The 20974-nt window shown below is 64.2% G+C and carries 18 protein-coding genes; 11 read left to right on the top strand and 7 right to left on the bottom strand.

The features are described from left to right. Positions 1-12: 12 nt before the first annotated feature. The 3 genes from AC07PQ_RS27710 to AC07PQ_RS27700 all read right to left on the bottom strand — a co-directional run bounded on the left by AC07PQ_RS27710 (position 13) and on the right by AC07PQ_RS27700 (position 4440). A complete protein-coding gene (locus tag AC07PQ_RS27710; RefSeq protein WP_007931460.1) occupies positions 13-1056 on the bottom strand; it encodes an inosamine-phosphate amidinotransferase in 1044 nt (347 codons plus the stop codon). Between the two features lie 16 nt (positions 1057-1072). Beyond that, complete coding sequence (locus AC07PQ_RS27705; protein WP_493186480.1) at positions 1073-3250, bottom strand: iron-containing redox enzyme family protein; 2178 nt, start codon at positions 3248-3250, stop codon at positions 1073-1075. Positions 3251-3435: 185 nt separating this feature from the next. Beyond that, positions 3436-4440 carry an SGNH/GDSL hydrolase family protein gene (locus AC07PQ_RS27700; RefSeq protein ID WP_007931458.1) on the bottom strand — a complete coding sequence of 335 codons (1005 nt, stop codon included), beginning with the start codon at positions 4438-4440 and terminating at the stop codon, positions 3436-3438. Between the two features lie 275 nt (positions 4441-4715). Here AC07PQ_RS27700 and AC07PQ_RS27695 point away from each other — a divergent pair, with 275 nt between their 5' ends. Then, the gene (locus AC07PQ_RS27695) at positions 4716-6131 is read left to right on the top strand and encodes an aminotransferase-like domain-containing protein (RefSeq protein ID WP_493186481.1); all 1416 of its coding nucleotides are present in this window, start codon (positions 4716-4718) and stop codon (positions 6129-6131) included. Positions 6132-6179: 48 nt separating this feature from the next. Here the strand turns inward: AC07PQ_RS27695 and AC07PQ_RS27690 are convergent, their stop codons facing one another. After that, on the bottom strand, positions 6180-7106 hold the full coding sequence (locus AC07PQ_RS27690; protein ID WP_101337188.1) for a DUF808 domain-containing protein: 927 nt from the start codon (positions 7104-7106) through the stop codon (positions 6180-6182). A gap of 135 nt (positions 7107-7241) precedes the next feature. On the opposite strand from AC07PQ_RS27690, the gene AC07PQ_RS27685 reads away from it, so the two are divergent. Then, the gene (locus tag AC07PQ_RS27685) at positions 7242-7850 is read left to right on the top strand and encodes a TetR/AcrR family transcriptional regulator (protein WP_007931453.1); all 609 of its coding nucleotides are present in this window, start codon (positions 7242-7244) and stop codon (positions 7848-7850) included. 120 nt (positions 7851-7970) lie between these two features. Here AC07PQ_RS27685 and AC07PQ_RS27680 read toward each other — a convergent pair whose 3' ends face one another. After that, on the bottom strand, positions 7971-8411 hold the full coding sequence (locus tag AC07PQ_RS27680) for a GlcG/HbpS family heme-binding protein (protein WP_493186482.1): 441 nt from the start codon (positions 8409-8411) through the stop codon (positions 7971-7973). 264 nt (positions 8412-8675) lie between these two features. Here AC07PQ_RS27680 and gcl point away from each other — a divergent pair, with 264 nt between their 5' ends. From gcl to AC07PQ_RS27640, 8 genes are all read left to right on the top strand, one after another. Beyond that, positions 8676-10451 (top strand): glyoxylate carboligase, encoded by a 1776-nt coding sequence (gcl, locus tag AC07PQ_RS27675; RefSeq protein WP_493186483.1) that lies wholly within the window; start codon positions 8676-8678, stop codon positions 10449-10451. Positions 10452-10588: 137 nt separating this feature from the next. Further along, positions 10589-11371, top strand: coding sequence for a hydroxypyruvate isomerase (gene hyi / locus AC07PQ_RS27670; RefSeq protein WP_007922097.1), 783 nt, complete (start codon positions 10589-10591; stop codon positions 11369-11371). A gap of 89 nt (positions 11372-11460) precedes the next feature. Further along, entirely contained in the window at positions 11461-12351 is an 891-nt protein-coding gene (locus AC07PQ_RS27665; protein ID WP_007922096.1) for a 2-hydroxy-3-oxopropionate reductase, read from the top strand. A 172-nt stretch (positions 12352-12523) separates the two neighbouring features. Further along, positions 12524-13804, top strand: a complete 1281-nt coding sequence (locus AC07PQ_RS27660; protein ID WP_007922094.1) for a glycerate kinase type-2 family protein — start codon at positions 12524-12526, stop codon at positions 13802-13804. Continuing rightward, complete coding sequence (pyk, locus tag AC07PQ_RS27655) at positions 13794-15209, top strand: pyruvate kinase (RefSeq protein ID WP_277588138.1); 1416 nt, start codon at positions 13794-13796, stop codon at positions 15207-15209. The genes AC07PQ_RS27660 and pyk overlap by 11 nt, the downstream gene beginning before the upstream one ends. Positions 15210-15373: 164 nt before the next feature. Then, complete coding sequence (locus AC07PQ_RS27650) at positions 15374-16297, top strand: urea transporter (RefSeq protein ID WP_277588137.1); 924 nt, start codon at positions 15374-15376, stop codon at positions 16295-16297. A gap of 21 nt (positions 16298-16318) precedes the next feature. Then, a complete protein-coding gene (locus AC07PQ_RS27645) occupies positions 16319-17164 on the top strand; it encodes an ion transporter (RefSeq protein ID WP_493186484.1) in 846 nt (281 codons plus the stop codon). A 94-nt stretch (positions 17165-17258) separates the two neighbouring features. After that, positions 17259-18257, top strand: coding sequence for a sulfate ABC transporter substrate-binding protein (locus AC07PQ_RS27640; RefSeq protein WP_007922075.1), 999 nt, complete (start codon positions 17259-17261; stop codon positions 18255-18257). Between the two features lie 54 nt (positions 18258-18311). Here AC07PQ_RS27640 and AC07PQ_RS27635 read toward each other — a convergent pair whose 3' ends face one another. After that, positions 18312-18761 (bottom strand): RidA family protein, encoded by a 450-nt coding sequence (locus tag AC07PQ_RS27635; protein ID WP_493186485.1) that lies wholly within the window; start codon positions 18759-18761, stop codon positions 18312-18314. 105 nt (positions 18762-18866) lie between these two features. Next, on the bottom strand, positions 18867-19496 hold the full coding sequence (locus tag AC07PQ_RS27630) for a DUF5666 domain-containing protein (protein WP_007922071.1): 630 nt from the start codon (positions 19494-19496) through the stop codon (positions 18867-18869). Positions 19497-19761: 265 nt separating this feature from the next. On the opposite strand from AC07PQ_RS27630, the gene AC07PQ_RS27625 reads away from it, so the two are divergent. After that, a complete protein-coding gene (locus tag AC07PQ_RS27625; protein WP_493186486.1) occupies positions 19762-20970 on the top strand; it encodes an MFS transporter in 1209 nt (402 codons plus the stop codon). Positions 20971-20974: the final 4 nt, after the last annotated feature.

Here is a 20974-nt window from a genome sequence, read left to right as displayed (position 1 = left end):
CCCAGGCTCCGCTCAACGATAGTCTTCAAGGGTGCCGCGGCGACGAATGTCGACCGACACGCAATGGAAGCCGCCACTGAGGCTGCGGGCATGGCGCATTTTCAGCGGCGCCACATCGATACCGTGTTTTTCCAGGGCGCGAATCAGCGGCACCTGCTGGTCGTTGATCACCGCCAGCGCCGGGTTGACCATGATGAAGTTCATGCCCTGCCAGATCGATGCGCGCGGGTAGGACCAGCAATAGCCGGTGTCGACCATTTCCGGCGCCCAGATGATGTCCCAGTTCTTGAACAGCGCCGGTACCTGGTCCTTGCGGATCCGCTCCGGACACAGCACCACCAGCCCCGGGCGGACCACGGTGATGGTGGTATCCAGGTGCGTGCCGTCGTACACGCCGCTCACCGGGTGCACCCGGTAACGCTCGCCCAGCACCCGCTGCAACCACTGACAGCCCAATTCGTTGCCGCTGCGGGAAACCAGATAGAGGATGTCCTCGCCGATGCGGATTACGTTGGCGGCGTCGAAGATCGGCTCGTCATTGGCAATGATCGAGCCGTCCTTGGGGTTGATCCGGTAGGTGCTGTCCAGCAGCTGCGGCTTGGGCGCGGAGATCCAGTTGGAGCCGCTGGCAAAGTATTCGGCCAGGTGCCGGCGATAGGCGAACGGTTCCAGGTAACGGCTGCGCAGCGCCATCGGCGCCTCGATGATGGTCTGGCCGATGGGCAGCAGCACATCCCGCGGGCAGTAGTTGTATTCGCCATCGGTTTTCCAGGCTGGGGTGCCGAATACCGCGCGATGATCAGTGACGTCCGGCCGCCGCACTATGACCCCGTGGGAACGCAGAAAGGCGGCAAAGGCGTCCAGGTCCTCGCTGGCCTCCTCGATGACCTGCTGCGGATAGGGGCCGGATGGAATCTCCTCGATGTAATCGTGCTGCTCGCTGTAGTCCAGGGCGAACAGCCCGCGATCAGGTCGCGGCACCTGTGCGCCCTGGGCGACACCGACGATCATTTCTTCCAGCGGATCCCACTCGTTGTGCACATTGACCAGAGACATGGACACTCCTTGATGTTCAGGCCGTTACGCCCACCGGCACGGCAGGGACAATAGGTTCGTGATGAAACAGCGCCTGGTCCTCGCCCCGCGTCTTGCTCCGGGGCAGCACCGCACCCGCGGAGCCGATACCCAGGCGCCGCAACCAGGACGTCAGGCGGTCCGGCTGCGGTGCCAGGGACTCGTAGCCGACGCGGACCCGCTGCCAGTGCTCTGCCAGCTCCGCCGGCTTCGACGCGGCGACCTGGCGCATATAAGCGTCGATGGCGTCCACCGCCCAGGCCGAATGCCCGGTGGAGACGTTATCGATGGTGTTGTGCAGGTCGACGAACGCGGTGCTGAAGCCGTAGTGCCTGAGGAAGCGCCGGGCCGAGCGATAGCTGCCGCCCACCCCCGACAGCTCCATCGCCAGGTTCATGCCGAGGATTTCCGGCATGAAGGTCACCGGCAACTTGCCTAGGCACAGCCAGTAGACCGGCAAGCGGAACGACGCCTCGCGCAGCCGCTCATCCTCGGCGAACTCGCGGGCACCGGTGGGCGCCAGCTCCAGCCCCATCTGGCGCAGGCCGTCGCGGTAGATTTTCGGATGGTTCAACGCATAGGAGCCGTTACCCAGCTCATCCCAATAGGTCTGGAACAGCGCGTAACCGACATGGGACGAGGCCAGCGTCAGGTCGGTAAAACCCTGGAGCCAGGCGCCGTCGATCAGGGTCAGCGGCGCCAGTTGCAGGGTGGAGTCGACGATTTCTTCGCGCGACGGCATGGCCGCCGGGTCGCTTTCTTCGAACTCCTGGCCGTGGCGGTCGTGCTTGTCCAGCAACCATTCGCGCAAGACGCCGACATTCCAGGCTTCAGGCAAAGTGCGTTCGGAGCTTTGCAGCGAGCGCCGCGACTGTTCCAGCCAACGGGTCACATAAGCCTGGGCAAAAGCCTGGGTGCGCGGCGCCAGCGCCCTGCCCTGCAAAACGAAATAGGCCTCGCGCAAGCTCTTGGGCCACTGGCCCTGCTCTGCAATGTTCTCGCCCAGCACCTGCCGAACCTCTGCATTGCAAGGGGTTGGCGCTGGTGCTTCGGCAGCTTCCGCACGCTGGATCGGGCCGGGCAGACCATCGATCCACTTGCGGATGACGCTCAGGTCAGCCTCGCTGAAAATCCGGAACATGCGCCCGTTCGGCGCGACCAGTGTATTGACCAGCAGGCTCTTCTCGGCATTGCCCGGCACGATCAGACGGCTGCGCGAAAGCATTTCCAGCAGCGGCACGGGGTCGACCTGGGCCTCACGCAGCCACTGCGCCAGGCTGCGGCCTTCCATCTTGTAATCCTGGTGATAGACCGCGCCGGCCCGGGCCATGCGCTGGATCATCTTGCCCATCAGGCGCTCGGGCGATACCGCGGCCCGGCAGTGCGCCAGCAATCGTTCGTTGAAGGTTTTCAGGGCCGCGAACAACCATTGGGCGCCCGCCTCCAGTTGCAGGCGGCGAAGGCTGCCCTGGCTGGCGACCTGCTCGCAGACCCACTGGGAGACTTCCAGCGCCGAACTGTCGCCCGCGGTTTCATCCAGCTGGTTCAGGTCGAGCCGGTGGACGTCCAGCTGCTGCGCATCCAGCACCGACCACCATGGGCTCAGCCCCAGGGCACGCCAGGCATAATCGATGCCGCACAGGGTGTCACCAAAGGCATCGCTGCGGCGGCTGACCGCTTGCAGCAATGCAGGTAATTCGAACAGTTCGTCAGGCAGGTCGGGGAGCGTGGAAAGTTCGAACGGCGAAACCGCATAGGCGGTCAGCCCCGACTGTACCAACAGCGATTTGAAGTGATCGGCGCGCGATGCCAGGGGCCGCCCGACGCCCACGTCGTGGGCCAGCAGCTCCATGAGCTTGAGCTGCGCGCTGTCCTCGAAGACACCGGGGGCGCTCATGCCTTGCAACCAGCAGCCCAATACCGAGGCCAGTGGCGCAGAGTGCACCAGCAGCGCCTCGGCGAATTCCCGTTGGTTGCCCAGCTCCGCGGCCTGGCTGGCCAGTTCGCGGTAAGCCCGGGCCTGCTCGTCACGCCAGTGCTCGATCTGTACCCGCAACCCGGCCAGGCCACCCGCACCGGCTTCACCCGGTGCGGCCAGGCCCATCAGTCGCCGAATACTGACATCCCCCAGAAAGCTCTCGGGATTGCTGACTGATCGATAAAACTGGCGCCACATACTGTTTACTTCCCTTCCAGGTTGGAGACCAAGGCAATCCATTGCCGGCCCTCAGTCATCGGCAAGCAATGACGTCGGGTGTCGAGATCAGAACATCGGGTAGATCGAAGAGTCCGGCTTCTTCTTTTTCTTCTTGCCGAACAGGCGTTGGAACAAGCTCTTGATGTAACTCATGGCAGACTCCTTTAAAGAACATCGAGGATGATTTTCGAGACGAAATCGTTCCCCTGGTCGGTGAAGTGAATACGGTCGACGAACAACCACTGTTCAGGCCGCAGGGCCTCGGACAGCAGCGGTGTAATGTTCACGAAACGCACGCCCATCTTCTGTGCGCCTTCGCGCAGGCGGGCGGCATAGGCCTCGCAGACGCTGGGCTGCAGGATGTCGCCATAGACCTCGCTGAAACTGCCGGCGCGATCCAGCTCGGCGAACAGCTGTTCTTCCTCGTCGCACCCCTTTTCCCGGACCCAGCCGGCCAGCGGCTGCAGAATGAAGGTCAGCTTGGCGCCCATATCGGCCGCCAGTGCGCGCCAGGTATCCAGGTGACGCAGGGTCAGGTCGGCGGCGTAGTCGATCTGCTCTTCCATGGTCGGTGGCGGCTCGGGCGTCGGCTCTTCCTGTTCCTTGCCGAGCAAGGCGCGGAACATGCCGCGCTTGGGGGCCTGAGTCTCCGGACGCATGGCGTCGAAGAACTGATTGCAGTTGAAGAAAGCGCCGTGTTCGCCACGGCTGCTGTGTGGCTGGCGGGCCAGTCCCAGGTTGTTGAACCCGGAAAACAGCACGATCTCGTCGACCTTGGGCAGCAAATGACGATAAAGGGTGAAGAGCGTCAGTTCCTGGGTCGAGTTGAAGCTGCGTCCGCCGAAGTTGATCCAGGGTTTGCTGTCCGGATCGTTCTCGGCCAGGCGCGAAGGCAGTGTCCAGGCATCCGAGCTGGCACCGATGCCAAACACGGTCGAGCTGCCGGCCAGCACCCGCACGCTCTTGGCGTGGCGGCTGTTGACCACCGAATACTGTATGCCCAGCAACTCCGAATAGCGGAAGCCCGAGGCATCTGTATTGACCACCTCCGAACGGTGGTCGGTAGGATGGAAATACATCAAATAAGGAAGCCAGCGAACCTCACCACCGTCGGTGAATTTCTGCTCGTACTCAGCCATCTGCGGAGTCAGTTTGATCCTTGCCGTCATTACCCTGCTCTTCCTTGAGAAGTCATCGTCTAAAGTAGCCTGAGGGGGAAGCCCGTAACACGTTGCCCGGGGGGACTCTGAATTGCGCCGCAACTGTATTTAAGAACAACCAGTACAGTGCGATGCGGGCCATCTTCCCAAAGGCAACCACTGTCTTATAGGTACACGACGGATGATTTTTCTCAGTACAGATTGCCTTTTCGCCCTAAAAAATTTTCAAAAAAAGTGAAATCTGTAACTTTTTATACGACAGATGAGTCGCTACAGTCCCCCGCATGACTCGATACCTGAATCTCGCCGAATACATCAGCAGCCGCATTGAGCAGGGGTTATACGGACCGGGGGAGCGTCTGCCTTCGGTGCGGGCCCTGAGCCTCGAGCACGGCGTCAGCCTCACCACCGTGCAACAGGCCTATCGGGTTCTGGAAAGCTCGGGACTGGCTATTCCCAAGCCCAAGTCGGGCTATTTCGTCCCAGCCGGCCGGCGCTTGCCGGAGCTGCCAAAGATGGGACGGCCGTCGTTGCGGCCTGTGGATATCTCCCAGTGGGACCTGGTGCAGGAGCTGATGCGCCAGGAGCAGAACGCCAATGCCATTCAACTGGGTTGCGGCATGCCCGACACCACCGCGCCGACCCTCAAGCCGCTGCTGACCGCCCTGGCGCGGATCAGCCGGCGCAGCGACAGCCCTAGCCTGCAATACAACCACCTGCAAGGTGTGCTGAGCCTGCGCGAGCAGATTGCCCGCCTCGGCGTCGATTCCGGTTGCCGCCTGACGCCCGCGGAAATCGTCGTCACCAGCGGCTGCCAGGAAGCCCTGTCCATCGCCATCCGCGCCCTGTGCGAACCCGGCGACATCGTGGCCATCGCCTCCCCCTGCTTCCACGGCATCATCCAGCTGCTCAAGGCCACCGGCCTCAAGGCCCTGGAGATTCCCACCGACCCGGTCACCGGCATCAGCCTGGAAGCCATGGAAATGGCCCTGGAACAATGGCCGATCAAGGCCATCCAGCTCACGCCCAATTGCAACAATCCGCTGGGCTACATCATGCCGGACGATCGCAAGCGCGCGATGATCCGCCTGGCCCAGCGCTACGACGTGCCGATCATCGAAGACGATATCTATGGCGACCTGGCGTTCCGCTACCCGCGGCCGCGCACCCTGAAGTCATTCGACGACGACGGGCGCGTGCTGCTGTGCAGTTCGTTCTCGAAAACCCTGGCGCCAGGACTGAGGATCGGCTGGATCGCCCCGGGACGTTACCTGCCGCAAGTGCTGCACATGAAATACGTCGGCTCCGGCACCACCGCTACCCAGCCGCAGCTGGCGGTGGCCGAATTCATTGCCAAGGGTCACTACCTGCCGCACCTGCGGCGGATGCGCAAACAGTACCAGCGCCATCGCGACCTGATGACCGAGTGGGTCAGCCGCTATCTGCCGGAAGGCACCCGGGTCAGCAAACCCCAGGGCGGGTTCACCTTGTGGGTGGAGCTGCCAGACGAGTTCGACACCTACACCCTGAACCGGCTGCTAGAAGCCGAGGACATCCAGATCGCCAACGGCAATATCTTTTCCGCGGCCGGCAAGTACCGCAATTGCCTCAGGCTGAACTTTGCCGGCGTGCCCAACCGCAAGATCGAACAGGCGATCAACAAGATCGGCCTGGCGGTCGCGCAACTGCTCCCCGCCTGACACCCCTCGCACCTGCCCCTCGCCACCGCGGCGAGAGGCAGGTGCGAATCAGGCCCTGGCCGCGCGCCACAGCTTGCCGCCCAGCGACACCACGACCAGTACCGCGGCGCCGGCGATGATGCCGGCCACGGCATTGAGCAGCGTCGGCATGATCAGCGAAAACCCGCCAACCGCCTCGGCCGTGTGCGCGGTGACAGTCTCGATCCAGTGATGCGCCGCCGGCACGCCATGGGTCAGGATGCCGCCGCCGACCATGAACATGGCTGCGGTGCCGATCACCGAGAGGCTTTTCATCATGTAGGGCGCCGCGCGCAGGATCGCGCCACCGATGCTTTTCGCCACCTGGCCCGGCTTCTGCGTCAGCCACAGGCCAAGGTCGTCGAGCTTGACGATGCCGCCCACCAGGCCATACACGCCGACGGTCATGACGATGGCGATGCCCGAAAGCACCACCACCTGCTGCATCAACGGTGCGTCGGCGACGGTGCCCAGGGTAATGGCGATGATCTCGGCCGAGAGAATGAAGTCGGTACGGATCGCGCCCTTGATCTTGGTCTTCTCGAAGGCCACCAGATCGGTGGCCGGGTCCGCCACGGCTTCGATCAGTTGCTGGTGCTCGGCCTGATCCTCGGCCTTGCTGTGGAGAAACTTGTGGGCGAGCTTTTCAAAGCCCTCGAAGCACAGATAGGCACCGCCGAGCATCAGCAGCGGTATCACCAGCCAGGGCGCGAAGGCACTGATGGCCAGGGCCGCGGGTACCAGGATCAGCTTGTTCAGGAACGAGCCCTTGGCCACCGCCCAGACCACCGGCAACTCACGCTCGGCGCGCACCCCGGAGACCTGCTGGGCATTGAGCGCGAGGTCGTCCCCCAGCACCCCGGCGGTCTTCTTCGCCGCCATCTTGGTCATCAGCGCCACGTCGTCGAGTACCGCGGCAATATCGTCGATCAGCACCAGCAAACTGCTTCCGGCCATGGATCAGGGTTCCTTGAGGTGATAAATGCTGCGAAGCATAACGCGCAACGAGGGCCGCCGGGGCATTCTTGAGCCTCGCGCAAGGCCGGTGCTACCATGCGCAACCGCCCGAACAGGCAAGGAATCACCTGGTTTATGAGCACCATCCGCGAGCGCAACAAAGAACTGATCCTGCGTGCCGCCAGTGAAGAGTTTGCCGACAAAGGCTTCGCTGCGACCAAAACCAGCGATATCGCGGCCAAGGCAGGATTGCCCAAACCCAACGTCTACTACTACTTCAAATCCAAGGAAAACCTCTACCGCGAGGTCCTGGAAAGCATCATCGAGCCGATCCTCCAGGCTTCGACCCCGTTCAACGCCGACGGCGTGCCCAGTGAAGTGCTGAGCGGCTACATCCGCTCGAAGATCCGCATCTCCCGCGACCTGCCCTTCGCCTCCAAGGTGTTCGCCAGCGAGATCATGCACGGCGCTCCGCACCTGAGCCCGGACCAGGTCGAACAACTCAACGCCCAGGCCAAGCACAACATCGATTGCATCCAGACCTGGATCGATCGTGGCCAGATCGCGCCCATCGACCCGCACCACCTGATGTTCAGCATCTGGGCCGCGACCCAGACCTACGCCGACTTCGACTGGCAGATCTCGGTGGTGACCGGCAAGGCCAAGCTGGACGAGTCCGATTACGAAGCCGCCGCCCAGACCATCATCCGCCTGGTGCTCAAGGGCTGCGAAACGGACAAGTAAGCCAGCCCTTGTAGCCGCTGCCGCAGGCTGCGATAAGACCGAAGGCCTTCAGCGATCTTCAGATCTTGCGCACCCGTTGTGTGCGATCGCAGCCTGCGGCAGCGGCTACACGGCTACAGATCAGGCACTCACGCCCGCATCCGCCAGCAAGCCCTGCGCCTCGATGGCGCTGATCGCGCACTGCTCGTCGATGTCCGAGGTGTCGCCGCTGATGCCGATCGCCCCCACCACCGCCCCCTGCTGATCACGAATCAATACCCCACCCGGTGCCGGCACCACGCTGCCCTGCCCCAGGCTGTTGAGCGCGGCAATGAACGCCGGCCGCTGCTGCGCATCCAGCGCCAGCAGGCGCGAGCCCTTGCCCAGGGCGATCGCGCCCCAGGCCTTGCCGATGGCGATCTGTGGCCGCAGCAAGCTGGCCCCGTCTTCGCGCTGCAAGGTCACCAGATGCCCGCCGGCGTCGAGTACCGCGATGGTCAAGGGTGCCGCGCTGATCTCGCGGCCGAAGGCCAGGGCCTTGCCGGCCAGGCTGACTGCAACGTTCAAGGTTAAAGCGCTCATGGGTGCCGTCCTTATTTTGTTATTGGGAAAAATCTGGGAGTTCCGATAAGAAGATCGATACAACAAATAGAGCACAACAAATTATGTTTTTGTATACAATAATTTTCATAAACCCCTGCTTACGACGAAAAGCCGCCTGTTTACCGGCACCGGACGAACGCACCCCAGCGCTAGAGAAAATGGATTGACCTGCGACGCTCGCCGTGAATACACTCTGCGCAAAGAAACTTGTATACAATTACAAAACGTAAGAGGCACAAAACCATGAGCAAAATGAGAGCAATCGAAGCCGCCGTTCTGGTGATGCGCCGTGAAGGGGTCGATACCGCCTTTGGCATCCCGGGTGCCGCCATCAACCCGCTGTACTCCGCCCTGCAAAAGGTCGGTGGCATCGATCACGTCCTCGCTCGCCACGTCGAAGGCGCCTCGCACATGGCCGAGGGTTACACCCGCACCAAGGCCGGCAATATCGGCGTGTGCATCGGTACTTCCGGCCCTGCCGGCACCGACATGGTCACCGGCCTGTACAGCGCCTCGGCCGACTCGATCCCGATTCTCTGCATCACCGGCCAGGCCCCGCGTGCCCGCCTGCACAAGGAAGACTTCCAGGCCGTCGACATCACCAGCATCGTCAAGCCGGTGACCAAGTGGGCGACCACCGTCCTGGAACCCGGCCAAGTGCCCTACGCCTTCCAGAAAGCCTTTTATGAAATGCGCTCCGGCCGCCCCGGCCCGGTGCTGATCGACCTGCCGTTCGACGTGCAGATGGCCGAGATCGAATTCGACATCGACGCCTACCAGCCGCTGCCGCTAGCCAAGCCTTCGGCGACCCGGGTCCAGGTCGAAAAAGCCCTGGCCCTGCTGGATCAGGCCGAGCGTCCGCTGCTGGTCGCCGGTGGCGGCATCATCAATGCCGATGCCAGTGAGCTACTGGTGGAGTTCGCCGAGCTGACCGGCATCCCGGTCATTCCGACCCTGATGGGCTGGGGCAGCATCCCCGACGATCACCCGCAGATGGTCGGCATGGTCGGCCTGCAGACCTCCCATCGCTACGGCAACGCCACCCTGCTCAAGTCTGATGTGGTCCTGGGCATCGGCAACCGCTGGGCCAACCGCCACACCGGTTCGGTGGACGTCTACACCGAGGGCCGCAAATTCATCCACGTGGACATCGAGCCGACCCAGATCGGCCGGGTGTTCACCCCGGACCTGGGCATCGTCTCCGACGCCAGCTCGGCGCTGACCGTGTTCATCGAAGTCGCTCGCGAATGGCAGGCCGCCGGCAAGCTGAAGAACCGCAGCGCCTGGCTGCAGGATTGCCAGCAGCGCAAATCGAGCCTGCAACGCAAGACCCACTTCGACAACGTGCCGGTCAAGCCACAGCGCGTGTATGAAGAGATGAACCAGGTGTTCGGCAAGGACACCTGCTACGTCAGCACCATCGGCCTGTCGCAGATTGCCGGCGCGCAGTTCCTGCACGTGTACAAGCCACGCCACTGGATCAACTGCGGCCAGGCCGGCCCGCTGGGCTGGACCATTCCGGCGGCGCTGGGGGTGGTCAAGGCCGATCCATCGCGCAAAGTAGTGGCGCTGTCCGGCGACTACGACTTCCAGTTCATGATCGAAGAACTGGCCGTCGGCGCGCAGTTCAAGCTGCCGTACATCCATGTGGTGGTGAACAACTCCTACCTGGGCCTGATCCGCCAGGCACAGCGCGGTTTCGACATGGACTACTGCGTGCAGCTGTCCTTCGACAACCTCAACGCACCGGAACTCAACGGCTATGGCGTGGACCACGTCGCGGTCGCCGAGGGCCTGGGCTGCAAGGCGCTGCGGGTATTCGAGCCGTCGGGCATCCAGCCGGCCCTGCGCCAGGCCCAGGAAATGCTCGAACAGTTCAAGGTGCCGGTGATCGTCGAGATCATCCTGGAGCGTGTCACCAACATCTCCATGGGCACCGAGATCAACGCAGTCAACGAATTCGAAGACCTGGCGCTGGTCGGCAACGACGCCCCGACCGCGATTTCCCTGCTCGACTGACCCCCCGATGTAGCCGCTGCCGAAGGCTGCGATTGCATCCGCAGGATGCGCAAGATCTCAGGATCGTCGAAGGCCTTCGGCCTTATCGCAGCCTGCGGCAGCGGCTACAGGGATTGATACCTCTACAGGAGACCACCATGCCGCGTTTTGCCGCCAACCTGTCCATGCTGTTCACCGAACAGGACTTCCTCGCCCGCTTCAAGGCCGCCGCCGAGGCTGGCTTCAGTGGTGTCGAATACCTGTTCCCCTACGAATTCAGCTCCGCCGAGATCAAGGCGCAACTCGACGCCCACGGCCTGACCCAAGTGCTGTTCAACCTTCCCGCGGGCGATTGGGTGAAAGGCGAGCGCGGCATCGCCTGCCTGCCGGACCGGGTCGAAGAGTTCCGCGCCGGGGTCGACCTGGCCATCGCCTACGCCCAGGTGCTGGGCAACACCCAGATCAACTGCCTGGCCGGTATTCGTCCGCAAGGTTTCGACGATGCCACGGTGGAAAAGACCTTCGTCGCCAACCTCAAGTACGCCGCCGAGAAACTCCAGGCCGCGGGCATCAAGCTGGTGATGGAAGCGATCAACACCCGCGACATCCCGGGCTTCTACCTGAACAACACGGCCCAGGCCCTGTCGATTCGCGAACAGGTCGGCAGCAGCAACCTGTACCTGCAATACGACATCTACCACATGCAAATCATGGAGGGCGATCTGGCCCGGACCCTGTCCGGCCACCTGGACGCGATCAACCATGTCCAGCTGGCGGACAACCCGGGGCGTCACGAACCGGGGACCGGCGAGATCAACTACCGCTTCCTGTTCGGGCACCTGGACAAGATCGGCTACCAGGGCTGGGTCGGCTGCGAATACAAGCCGCTGACCACCACCGAAGCGGGCCTGGGCTGGCTCAAGAGCCACAACGCAATCTGATCGGCAACCGCGTCATCGTTTATCGCTGTAGGAGCGAGCTTGCTCGCTCCTACAGAGGGCGTGCTACCTAACAAAAAGAGGATTTTCTCATGGCTAAAATTGGATTCATCGGCACCGGCATCATGGGCCACCCAATGGCCTCCAACCTGCAGAAAGCCGGTCACAGTCTGTTCCTGTCCCAGCACCACGACGCGGCCCCGGCCGACCTGGTCGCCGCCGGCGCAGTTGCCCTGGCCAGCCCCAGGGAAGTGGCCCAGGAAGCCGAGTTCATCATCGTCATGGTCCCGGATACCCCGCAGGTCGACGACGTGCTGTTCCGCGCCGACGGCGTGGCGGCGGGCGTCGGCCCGGGCAAGGTGGTGATCGACATGAGCTCGATCTCGCCGACCGCGACCAAGGCCTTCGCCGCCAGGATCAACGAGAAAGGCGCGCAGTACCTGGATGCCCCGGTATCCGGCGGTGAAGTCGGCGCCAAGGCGGCGACCCTGAGCATCATGGTCGGCGGCGACAGCCAGGCCTTCGAGCGCGCCCTGCCGCTGTTCCAGGCCATGGGCAAGAACATCACCCTGGTCGGCGGCAACGGCGACGGCCAGACCGCCAAGGTGGCGAACCAGATCATCGTCGCCCTGAACATCCAGGCGGTGGCCGAGGCCCTGCTGTTCGCCGCGAAAAACGGCGCCGATCCGGCCAAGGTGCGCGAGGCGCTGATGGGTGGCTTCGCCTCCTCGAAGATCCTCGAGGTGCACGGCGAGCGCATGATCAAGGGCACCTTCGACCCGGGCTTCCGTATCAGCCTGCACCAGAAGGACCTGAACCTGGCCCTGCAAGGCGCCAAGGAGCTGAACATCAACCTGCCGAACACCGCCAACGCCCAGCAAGTGTTCAGCACCTGCGCGGCCATCGGCGGCAGCAACTGGGACCACTCGGCGCTGATCAAGGGCCTGGAACACATGGCCAACTTCTCGATCCGCGACCAGTAAGAGAACGCCAGGAAATCCCCTGTAGCCGCTGCCGAAGGCTGCGATCGCCTGCGCAGCAGGCGTGCACTTGCACATCGCAGGAAGGTTCTTCGAACCTTATCGCAGCATTCGGCAGCGGCTACAGGCTGCGTTACAGCCACACCTCGAATAACAAGAAATCCGGGAGCCCGCCATGTCGGTCGATCCGCAACAATTCCTCCGTGAGCTGTTCGCCACAGCCATCGACGCCGCCCACCCGCAGCACGTCCTCGAAGCCCATTTGCCCAGCGACCGCAGCGGCCGGGTGATCGTCATCGGTGCCGGCAAGGCCGCCGCGGCCATGGCCCAGGTGGTCGAACGCTGCTGGTTGGGTGAAGTCAGCGGGCTGGTCGTCACCCGCTACGGCCACGGCGCGCCCTGCGAAAAAATCGAAGTGGTCGAAGCCGCCCATCCGGTACCCGATGCCGCCGGCCTGGCCGTGGCCAAGCGCGTGCTGGAGCTGGTCAGCGACCTGTCGGAACAGGACCGGGTGATCTTCCTCCTGTCCGGCGGCGGTTCCGCCCTGCTGGCCCTGCCCGCCGCGGGCATCAGCCTGGCGGACAAGCAGTCGATCAACAAAGCCCTGCTCAAGTCCGGCGCCACCATCGGCGAGATGAACTGCGTGCGCAAACACCTCTCGGCGATCAAGGGCGGCCGCCTGGCCAAGGCCTGCTGGCCGGCCACCGTCTACACCTACGCGATTTCCGATGTACCGGGCGACCTGGCCACGGTCATCGCTTCCGGCCCCACCGTGGCCGACCCCAGCACCTCGGCCGAGGCCCTGGCGATCCTCAAGCGCTATGCCATCGAGGTCCCGGCGGCGGTGCGCACCTGGCTGCAAAGCCCGGAGTCGGAAACCGTCAAGCCCGGCGACCCGAGCCTGGCCCGCAGTCACTTCCAGCTGATCGCCCGGCCGCAGCAGTCGCTGGAGGCCGCCGCGGTGAAAGCCCGCCAGGCCGGTTTCAGCCCGCTGATCCTCGGCGACCTGGAAGGCGAGTCCCGCGAGGTGGCCAAGGTCCACGCCGGCATCGCCCGCCAGGTGGTGCTGCATGGCCAGCCGCTGGCGGCGCCCTGCGTGATCCTGTCCGGCGGCGAAACCACGGTCACCGTGCGCGGCAATGGCCGCGGCGGGCGTAATGCCGAGTTCCTCCTGAGCCTCACCGACAGCCTCAAGGGCCTGCCCGGCGTCTACGCCCTGGCGGGCGATACCGACGGCATCGACGGCTCCGAAGACAACGCTGGCGCGATCATGGCCCCGGACAGCCATGCCCGCGCCGCCGCCCTGGGCCTGAGTGCCAGCGACGAGCTGGACAACAACAACGGCTATGGCTATTTCGCGGCCCTGGATGGGTTGATCGTCACCGAGCCGACCCGCACCAACGTCAACGACTTCCGCGCCATCCTGATCCTCGAGAGCCCAAAACATGACGCCTGACAAAAAGGTCAAAATCCTCGCCACCCTCGGCCCGGCCATCGACGGCATCGACGATATCCGCGAGCTGGTGCAGGCCGGGGTGAATATCTTTCGCCTCAACTTCAGCCACGGCGACCACGCCGATCACGCCCAGCGTTACCAGTGGATCCGCGAAGTCGAAAAACAGCTGAACTACCCGCTGGGCATCCTCATGGACCTGCAAGGCCCGAAACTGCGGGTCGGCACGTTCGCCGAAGGCAAGGTCCAGCTGCACCGCGGCCAGGCCCTGCGCCTGGACCTGGACAGCACCCCGGGCGACCAGCGCCGGGTCAACCTGCCCCACCCGGAAATCCTCAAAGCCCTGGAGCCGGGCATGGACCTGCTGCTGGACGATGGCAAGCTGCGCCTGCGGGTCATCGCCAAACACGCCGACGCCATCGACACCACGGTGCTCAACGGCGGCGAGCTGTCGGACCGCAAAGGCGTCAACGTCCCGCAGGCGCTGCTCGACCTCAGCCCGCTGACCGCCAAGGATCGCCGCGACCTGGAGTTCGGCCTGGAGCTGGGGGTGGACTGGGTCGCCCTGTCGTTCGTGCAGCGCCCCGAGGACATCCGCGAAGCCCGCGCATTGATTGGCGACAAGGCGTTCCTGATGGCCAAGATCGAGAAACCCTCGGCGGTCACCCAACTGCGCGAGATCGCCGAACTGAGCGACGCGATCATGGTGGCCCGTGGCGACCTGGGGGTGGAGGTGCCGGCCGAAAGCGTGCCGCAGATCCAGAAGAGCATCATCGGCACCTGCCGCCAGCTGGGTAAACCGGTGGTGGTGGCCACGCAGATGCTCGAATCCATGCGCTTCTCCCCTGCCCCGACCCGGGCCGAGGTCACGGACGTGGCCAACGCGGTGGCCGAAGGCGCCGACGCGGTGATGCTCTCGGCGGAAACCGCCTCCGGCGAATACCCGCTGGAAGCGGTGCAGATGATGAGCAAGATCATCCGCCAGGTGGAAAGCGGCCCGGACTACCAGGCCCAGCTCGACGTCAGCCGGCCCCAGGCCGAAGCCACGGTGTCCGATGCCATCAGCTGCGCGATCCGCCGCATCAGCAGCATCCTGCCGGTGGCGGTGCTGGTGAACTACAGCGAGTCCGGCAGCTCCAGCCTGCGCGCGGCCCGGGAACGGCCGACGGTGCCGATCCTCAACCTGACGCCGAACCTGTCCACCGCGCGGCGCCTGACGGTGGCCTGGGGCGTGCACTCGGTGGTCAACGACCGCCTGCGTCAGGTCGACGAGGTCTGCTCCACCGCCCTGGAAATCGCCCAGGCGCAAGGCATGGCCAAACGCGGCGACACGCTGTTAATCACCGCCGGCGTGCCATTCGGCCAGCCGGGCTCGACCAACTCACTGCGCATCGAAACCCTGATCTGAGCATGTAGCCGCTGCCGAGCCTGCGAGGCTGCGCTCGAAAACGCAGTCTTCGCCAGGCCCGAGCACTGGACTTGCCTGTGGAACACGGCATTGCCTGATTGACGGCCGCTACGCGCCCGATCGCAGCCTCGCTGTGCTCGGCAGCGGCTACAAGAGCCCACCTCATGCCTTCAGAACACTTCAACGCGCACTGCCCCGACTGGGCCACCGCCCTGCTCAACGGCTTCAGCCAGATCTTCCTCCAGCGCCATCCGCTGTGCGGCCTGCTGTGCATGCTGGCCATCCTGCTGAGCGCTCCGGCGTTGCTCGGTGGCGCGCTGCTGGGTGGCGTGGCCGGGCTGCTCACCGCGCAGCGCCGGGGCTATGCCAAGGCCGACCGGCAAGCCGGGCTGTTCAGCTACAACGGGGTCTTGCTCGGCCTGCTCCTGAGCCTGCGCTTCGACTGGTCGGTGCTGCTGCCACCGCTGATCATCGCCTGCGGCGGCGTCAGTGCGATCCTCACCCGGCAATGGCTCAAACGCGCCCGCGATCAATATTGCCTACCGGCCTACACCGCGCCCTTCGTCGGCCTCGGCTGGCTGCTGCTGGGCCTGGCCGCGCCGCTGCCCGCCAGTGCCGCCGCGCCCTGGGTCGAGCCCGATGCGCTGGCGCTGCTGCAGGCACTGATCCAGGGGCTCGGCCAGGTGATGTTCCTCGAACATCCGCTGGCCGGGGTGCTGATTGCCCTGGGGTTGCTGCTGGCTGATCGCCGGGCGGCTGCCTGGGCGCTGTTCGGTTCAGCGGTGGGCCTGGGCTTCGCCCTGCTGCAACAGGACCACGCCGGCGCCCTGCCGGGCCTTGGCGGCTACAACTGTGCCCTGGTCGCCCTGGCCCTGAGCCAGGACCGCCGCCGATCCTGGTTGGCCCTGCCGGGAATGCTCCTGGCGCTGCTGCTCGCCCCGGGCTTCGCCGCGCTGGGCCTGCCCGTGCTCACCGCACCCTTTATCCTCGCCTGCTGGCTGGTTCGCGCCGCGCTGCGGGTGCTGCGCCAGGCCGCCGTGGACAGCACGCCTTGCGCTACCGGGGCCAATCCCCCTAGGCTTCGCTGACCTTCGATTCAGGCGAACAACATGGACAGCAACACGGACAACAACCGGCACTGGCGCGAGCGTCTCTACGTCATGATTTTCCAGACCGACACCGTGGCCGGTCGACGCTTCGACAGCACCCTGTTGCTGATCATCCTCGCCAGCCTGGTGATCGTGATTCTCGACAGCATCGACGAGGTGCATCAGAACTACGCCAATGTGCTGGCCTATATCGAATGGGGTTTTACCCTGATCTTCGCCATCGAATACAGCCTGCGCCTGTACTGCTCGCCCAAGCCGTTGCGCTACGCCTTCAGTTTCTACGGCTTGGTGGACCTGCTGGCCATCGTGCCGGGGATCCTCGCCCTGTATTACAGCGACGCCCAGTACCTGCTGATCATCCGGGTGATCCGCATGCTGCGCATCTTCCGCGTGCTCAAGCTCAGCCCGTATCTCAAGCAGGCCAACTACCTGATGTCGGCGCTGCGCGGCAGCAAGCAGAAAATCATCGTGTTCCTGCTCAGCGTATCGACCCTGGTCACGGTGTTCGGCACCCTGATGTATGTGGTCGAGGGGCCGGAGCACGGGTTCACCAGCATCCCCAAGGGCATCTACTGGGCCATCGTCACCCTGACTACCGTGGGTTTTGGCGACATCGTGCCGAAGACGCCACTGGGCCAGGTGATTTCATCGATGGTGATGATCACCGGTTACTCGATCATCGCCGTGCCCACCGGGATCTTCACCGCGGAACTGGCCAATGCCCTGCGCGGCGAACAGCTCAAGCACGACTGCCCGGTGTGCAGGAAGAACGACCATGAGCACGGCGCCGCGTTCTGCTCGCGGTGTGGCAACGCGCTGTTCCCGAAAGTGGTCCAGGAAAACTGAATAAGCAAAGCACTTTTTAATCTTTAAAGAGATATACCGCCCCGGCTATAGTCGGCGGCAAATTGCCTTCACTCTCTAATAAAAGGAATGTGCAGTGAAAAAACTCGTTAGCGCCTCTCTCCTGGCCGCCGGCCTGGCACTGGGCAGCGCCGCCCAGGCCGCTCCGACCCTGCTCAACGTTTCCTATGACGTGATGCGAGACTTCTACAAGGACTACAACACTGCCTTCCAGAAGCACTGGCAGGCCGAGCACAACGAGAACATCACCCTGCAGATGTCCTTCGGCGGTTCCAGCAAACAGGCGCGCTCGGTGATCGACGGCCTGCCGGCCGACGTCATCACCATGAACATGGCCACCGACATCAACGCCCTGGCGGACAATGGCAAGCTGGTGCCGGACAACTGGGTGACCCGCCTGCCGAACAACAGCGCGCCCTTCACCTCGGCCACCGTGTTCATCGTGCGCAAGGGCAACCCCAAGGCCCTGAAAGACTGGCCGGACCTGCTCAAGGATGGCGTGCAGGTGATAGTGCCGAACCCCAAGACTTCGGGTAACGGCCGCTACACCTACCTGTCGGCCTGGGGTTATGTGCTGAAGAACGGCGGCGACGAGAACAAGGCCAAGGACTTCGTCGGCAAGCTGTTCAAGCAGGCACCGGTGCTCGACACCGGTGGCCGCGCCGCGACGACCACCTTCATGACCAACCAGATCGGCGACGTGCTGGTGACCTTCGAGAACGAAGCGGAAATGATCGCCCGCGAATTCGGCCGCGATCAGTTCGAAGTCATCTACCCGAGCGTCTCCGCCGAAGCCGAGCCACCGGTGTCGGTGGTCGACAAGGTGGTCGACAAGAAAGGCTCGCGTGCCGCGGCCGAGGAGTACCTGAAGTACCTGTGGTCGCCGGAAGGCCAGGAAATCGCCGCCAACAACTACCTGCGCCCACGGGACCCGAAAGTCCTGGCCAAGTACACCGACCGTTTCCCGAAAGTCGACTTCCTCTCGGTGGAGAAAACCTTTGGCGACTGGCGCACCGTGCAGAAGACCCACTTCAACGATGGCGGGGTTTTCGACCAGATCTACGGCGGCAAATAACGCCCCCGGCCCATGAAAAAAGCGACCCTCGGGTCGCTTTTTTATTGCTCGCGCCTAAAGCCCGGCGGCTACATCGACCAGGGCGGCGCCCCGAACCTCGTGCAACTCAGGCAACATCGCCTCGGCCTCGACCTCGATCAGCCACTCGGGCAAGGACAAGCCACTGACGATGATCCACGAGGACACCGGCGGCTGCTGGGGGAAACGCTGCAACAGCACCTGGCTGATCTGTTCCTGCTGGTCGCGGGCTGCCTCGGCAATGTAGATCCGCAGCATGACCACGTGGCTCAGGTCGCCGCCCGCCGCCGCCAGGACCCGGGCGATATTGTCGAAGCTCTGCTCGGTCTGCTCGCGCAGCCCCGGGCCGACGCAGACCTCGCGCTCATCGACACCCACCTGGCCGGACAGCAGCAGGCGCCGCCCACCGCGCACCTCCACGGCCTGGCTGAAACCGTACTGCTGGGAATTGAAGACACTGGGCGGATTGAAGACTGATGTGTGCATGGGACCTCCGCTGCGATAGACGACCGCAAACCCTAAACCAAGCCCCTGCACAAGGCCATCCGAAACCAGGCCGTTGAAACACCTGGCAACGTAACCGCCAGCCAGCTACATCGGCGGCGTCACCCCATCCTTGCCGGCGGAGATCGATTGCGCGGTGAGCGTGCCGTCCGCGCTCTGGGAGACGAACATCACCACCTTGACCCCGGCCTTGAGCAGGCTGCGGTCACCCGGCACCAGGTTGACGATGGGCACGTCGTCCGGCACCAGGATCGTCTGCTGGCCGCCCTTGTAGTTGACGGTCAGGGTCCGGCCGTTGCTCACCACCAAGTCGCCGACGCGGCCATTGGTCATGCTGCTGCCCTTGACCAGATCGAAAGGCCGATGACCGTCGCCGGTGCCGGCCATCTGCGGTGGAAAAACATGGACCTCCAGCGCCTTGAGGCTGCCATCGGCCTGCGGCACGGCGGCCGAACCTATGTAGCTGCCGGGCTTGATGTCCTCGATATTGGCCAGGGTCACGGCGCGGACCTGGGTCTGCGGCGTGAGGTTGATGGTGACGTTCTCACCACTGTTGACGTGCACCCGCACCGCGTCGCCGGCGATGCTGGTGATTTCCCCGCGCACGCCGATGCGCATGCCCGGTGCGTCCTGGGCCTGGGCCAGGCCGGCCAGCAGCAGTGCGCCGAGGGTGATCGCTTGGGCGCCGCCGAGCAGGCGGCGAAGGCACAGATTCATGGGACGGGCTTCCTGTGATGAAAGGTGGCACAGAGGTCTAAACGAAAGCACTCCAGCGTCCACGGAACAATGAGCGAGCTATGGAACTGAATGTAAGTAAATGTATCATCGCAACGCGATCCCGGTCGTCGTCTGCCGCTCTCGGCCGGCCCCGCCAGGCATTTATTCCTCCCGGGCATGAATGCTATCGCTCGTCAGCTTCTACCGCGTCACGGGCCAGCCCCTTAGCCTCGCCCGCATCCCTTTCGCTGCAACGAGAATCGCCATGACTTCCACGACCCAGGGGCTGCCCGCCGCCACCACGACCATGACCCGCGGCATGGTGCTGCTGTTCGCCTTCTGCTGCGGCGCCATCGTCGCCAACATCTACTATGCCCAGCCGATCATCGAGCTGATCGCCCCGGACATCGGCCTGAGCAGCACCATGGCCAGCCTGATCGTGTCCCTGACCCAGATCGGCTACGCCCTGGGCCTGTTCTTCCTGGTGCCCCTGGGCGACCTGCTGGAAAACCGCCGGCTGATGATCCTCACCAGCCTGGTAGCCATCGCCAGCCTGCTGGGCGCCGGGTTCACCGAGCAACCCAACGCCTTTCTGCTGGTCTCGCTGCTGATCGGCTTCAGCTCGGTGTCGGTACAGATCCTGATTCCCCTGGCCGCGCACCTGACGCCGGAAGCCTCCCGCGGCCGGGTGGTCGGCGGCATCATGGGCGGCCTGCTGCTGGGCATCCTGCTGGCACGCCCGGTGTCCAGTGTGGTGGCCGACCTGTTCGGCTGGCGCGCGATGTTTATCGCCGCCGCCGTGCTGATGGCCGCCATCAGCCTGGTCCTGCTGCTGACCGTGCCCAAGCGCCAGCCTGCCCACAGCGCCACCTACGGCCAGTTGCTGCGCTCGCTGGGCACCCTGCTGCGCCAGCAACCGGTGCTGCGCCAGCGAGCGTTTTACCAGGCCTGTATGTTCGCCACCTTCAGCCTGTTCTGGACCGCGGTGCCGCTGGAGCTGGCGCGCAATCACGGCCTGTCGCAAAGCCAGATCGCCCTGTTCGCCCTGGTCGGAGCCATCGGCGCCATCGCCGCGCCCATCAGCGGACGCCTGGCGGATGCCGGCCACACCCGCGTCGCCTCGTTGCTGGCCATGCTGTTCGCCGCCTTGAGCTTCCTGCCGGCCTTTGTCCACCCGGCCTACAGCGTCATCGGCCTGGCAGTGACCGGCGTGGTCCTGGATTTCTGCGTGCAGATGAACATGGTCCTCGGCCAGCGCGCGGTCTATGCGCTGGATGCTCATAGCCGCGGCCGCCTCAACGCGCTGTACATGACCAGCATCTTCATCGGCGGCGCCGTCGGCTCGTCGATTGCCAGCGCGGTGTACGAACACGCCGGCTGGCTGGGCATAGTCGGCGTCGGCAGCGCCTTGCCGTTGCTGGCCCTGCTGCGTTTCCTGAGCACTTCGCAGAAGGCGCTGCCTGTCCCGGCCTGAGCCC

Source organism: Pseudomonas sp. GW821-FHT09E12, from assembly GCF_059416085.1.
The sequence above is the reverse complement of the archived record's forward strand: the minus strand, read 5'-3'. Positions and strand labels throughout refer to the sequence as shown.

Coding starts and splice junctions, on each gene's coding strand:
- AC07PQ_RS27630 (WP_007922071.1), bottom strand. CDS start 19,496: ATGAATCTGTGCCTTCGCCGCCTGCTCGGCGGCGCCCAAGCGATCACC.
- gcl (WP_493186483.1), top strand. CDS start 8,676: ATGAGCAAAATGAGAGCAATCGAAGCCGCCGTTCTGGTGATGCGCCGT.
- AC07PQ_RS27635 (WP_493186485.1), bottom strand. CDS start 18,761: ATGCACACATCAGTCTTCAATCCGCCCAGTGTCTTCAATTCCCAGCAG.
- AC07PQ_RS27680 (WP_493186482.1), bottom strand. CDS start 8,411: ATGAGCGCTTTAACCTTGAACGTTGCAGTCAGCCTGGCCGGCAAGGCC.
- AC07PQ_RS27665 (WP_007922096.1), top strand. CDS start 11,461: ATGGCTAAAATTGGATTCATCGGCACCGGCATCATGGGCCACCCAATG.
- AC07PQ_RS27650 (WP_277588137.1), top strand. CDS start 15,374: ATGCCTTCAGAACACTTCAACGCGCACTGCCCCGACTGGGCCACCGCC.
- AC07PQ_RS27645 (WP_493186484.1), top strand. CDS start 16,319: ATGGACAGCAACACGGACAACAACCGGCACTGGCGCGAGCGTCTCTAC.
- AC07PQ_RS27685 (WP_007931453.1), top strand. CDS start 7,242: ATGAGCACCATCCGCGAGCGCAACAAAGAACTGATCCTGCGTGCCGCC.
- pyk (WP_277588138.1), top strand. CDS start 13,794: ATGACGCCTGACAAAAAGGTCAAAATCCTCGCCACCCTCGGCCCGGCC.
- hyi (WP_007922097.1), top strand. CDS start 10,589: ATGCCGCGTTTTGCCGCCAACCTGTCCATGCTGTTCACCGAACAGGAC.
- AC07PQ_RS27660 (WP_007922094.1), top strand. CDS start 12,524: ATGTCGGTCGATCCGCAACAATTCCTCCGTGAGCTGTTCGCCACAGCC.
- AC07PQ_RS27625 (WP_493186486.1), top strand. CDS start 19,762: ATGACTTCCACGACCCAGGGGCTGCCCGCCGCCACCACGACCATGACC.
- AC07PQ_RS27710 (WP_007931460.1), bottom strand. CDS start 1,056: ATGTCTCTGGTCAATGTGCACAACGAGTGGGATCCGCTGGAAGAAATG.
- AC07PQ_RS27705 (WP_493186480.1), bottom strand. CDS start 3,250: ATGTGGCGCCAGTTTTATCGATCAGTCAGCAATCCCGAGAGCTTTCTG.
- AC07PQ_RS27700 (WP_007931458.1), bottom strand. CDS start 4,440: ATGACGGCAAGGATCAAACTGACTCCGCAGATGGCTGAGTACGAGCAG.
- AC07PQ_RS27695 (WP_493186481.1), top strand. CDS start 4,716: ATGACTCGATACCTGAATCTCGCCGAATACATCAGCAGCCGCATTGAG.
- AC07PQ_RS27690 (WP_101337188.1), bottom strand. CDS start 7,106: ATGGCCGGAAGCAGTTTGCTGGTGCTGATCGACGATATTGCCGCGGTA.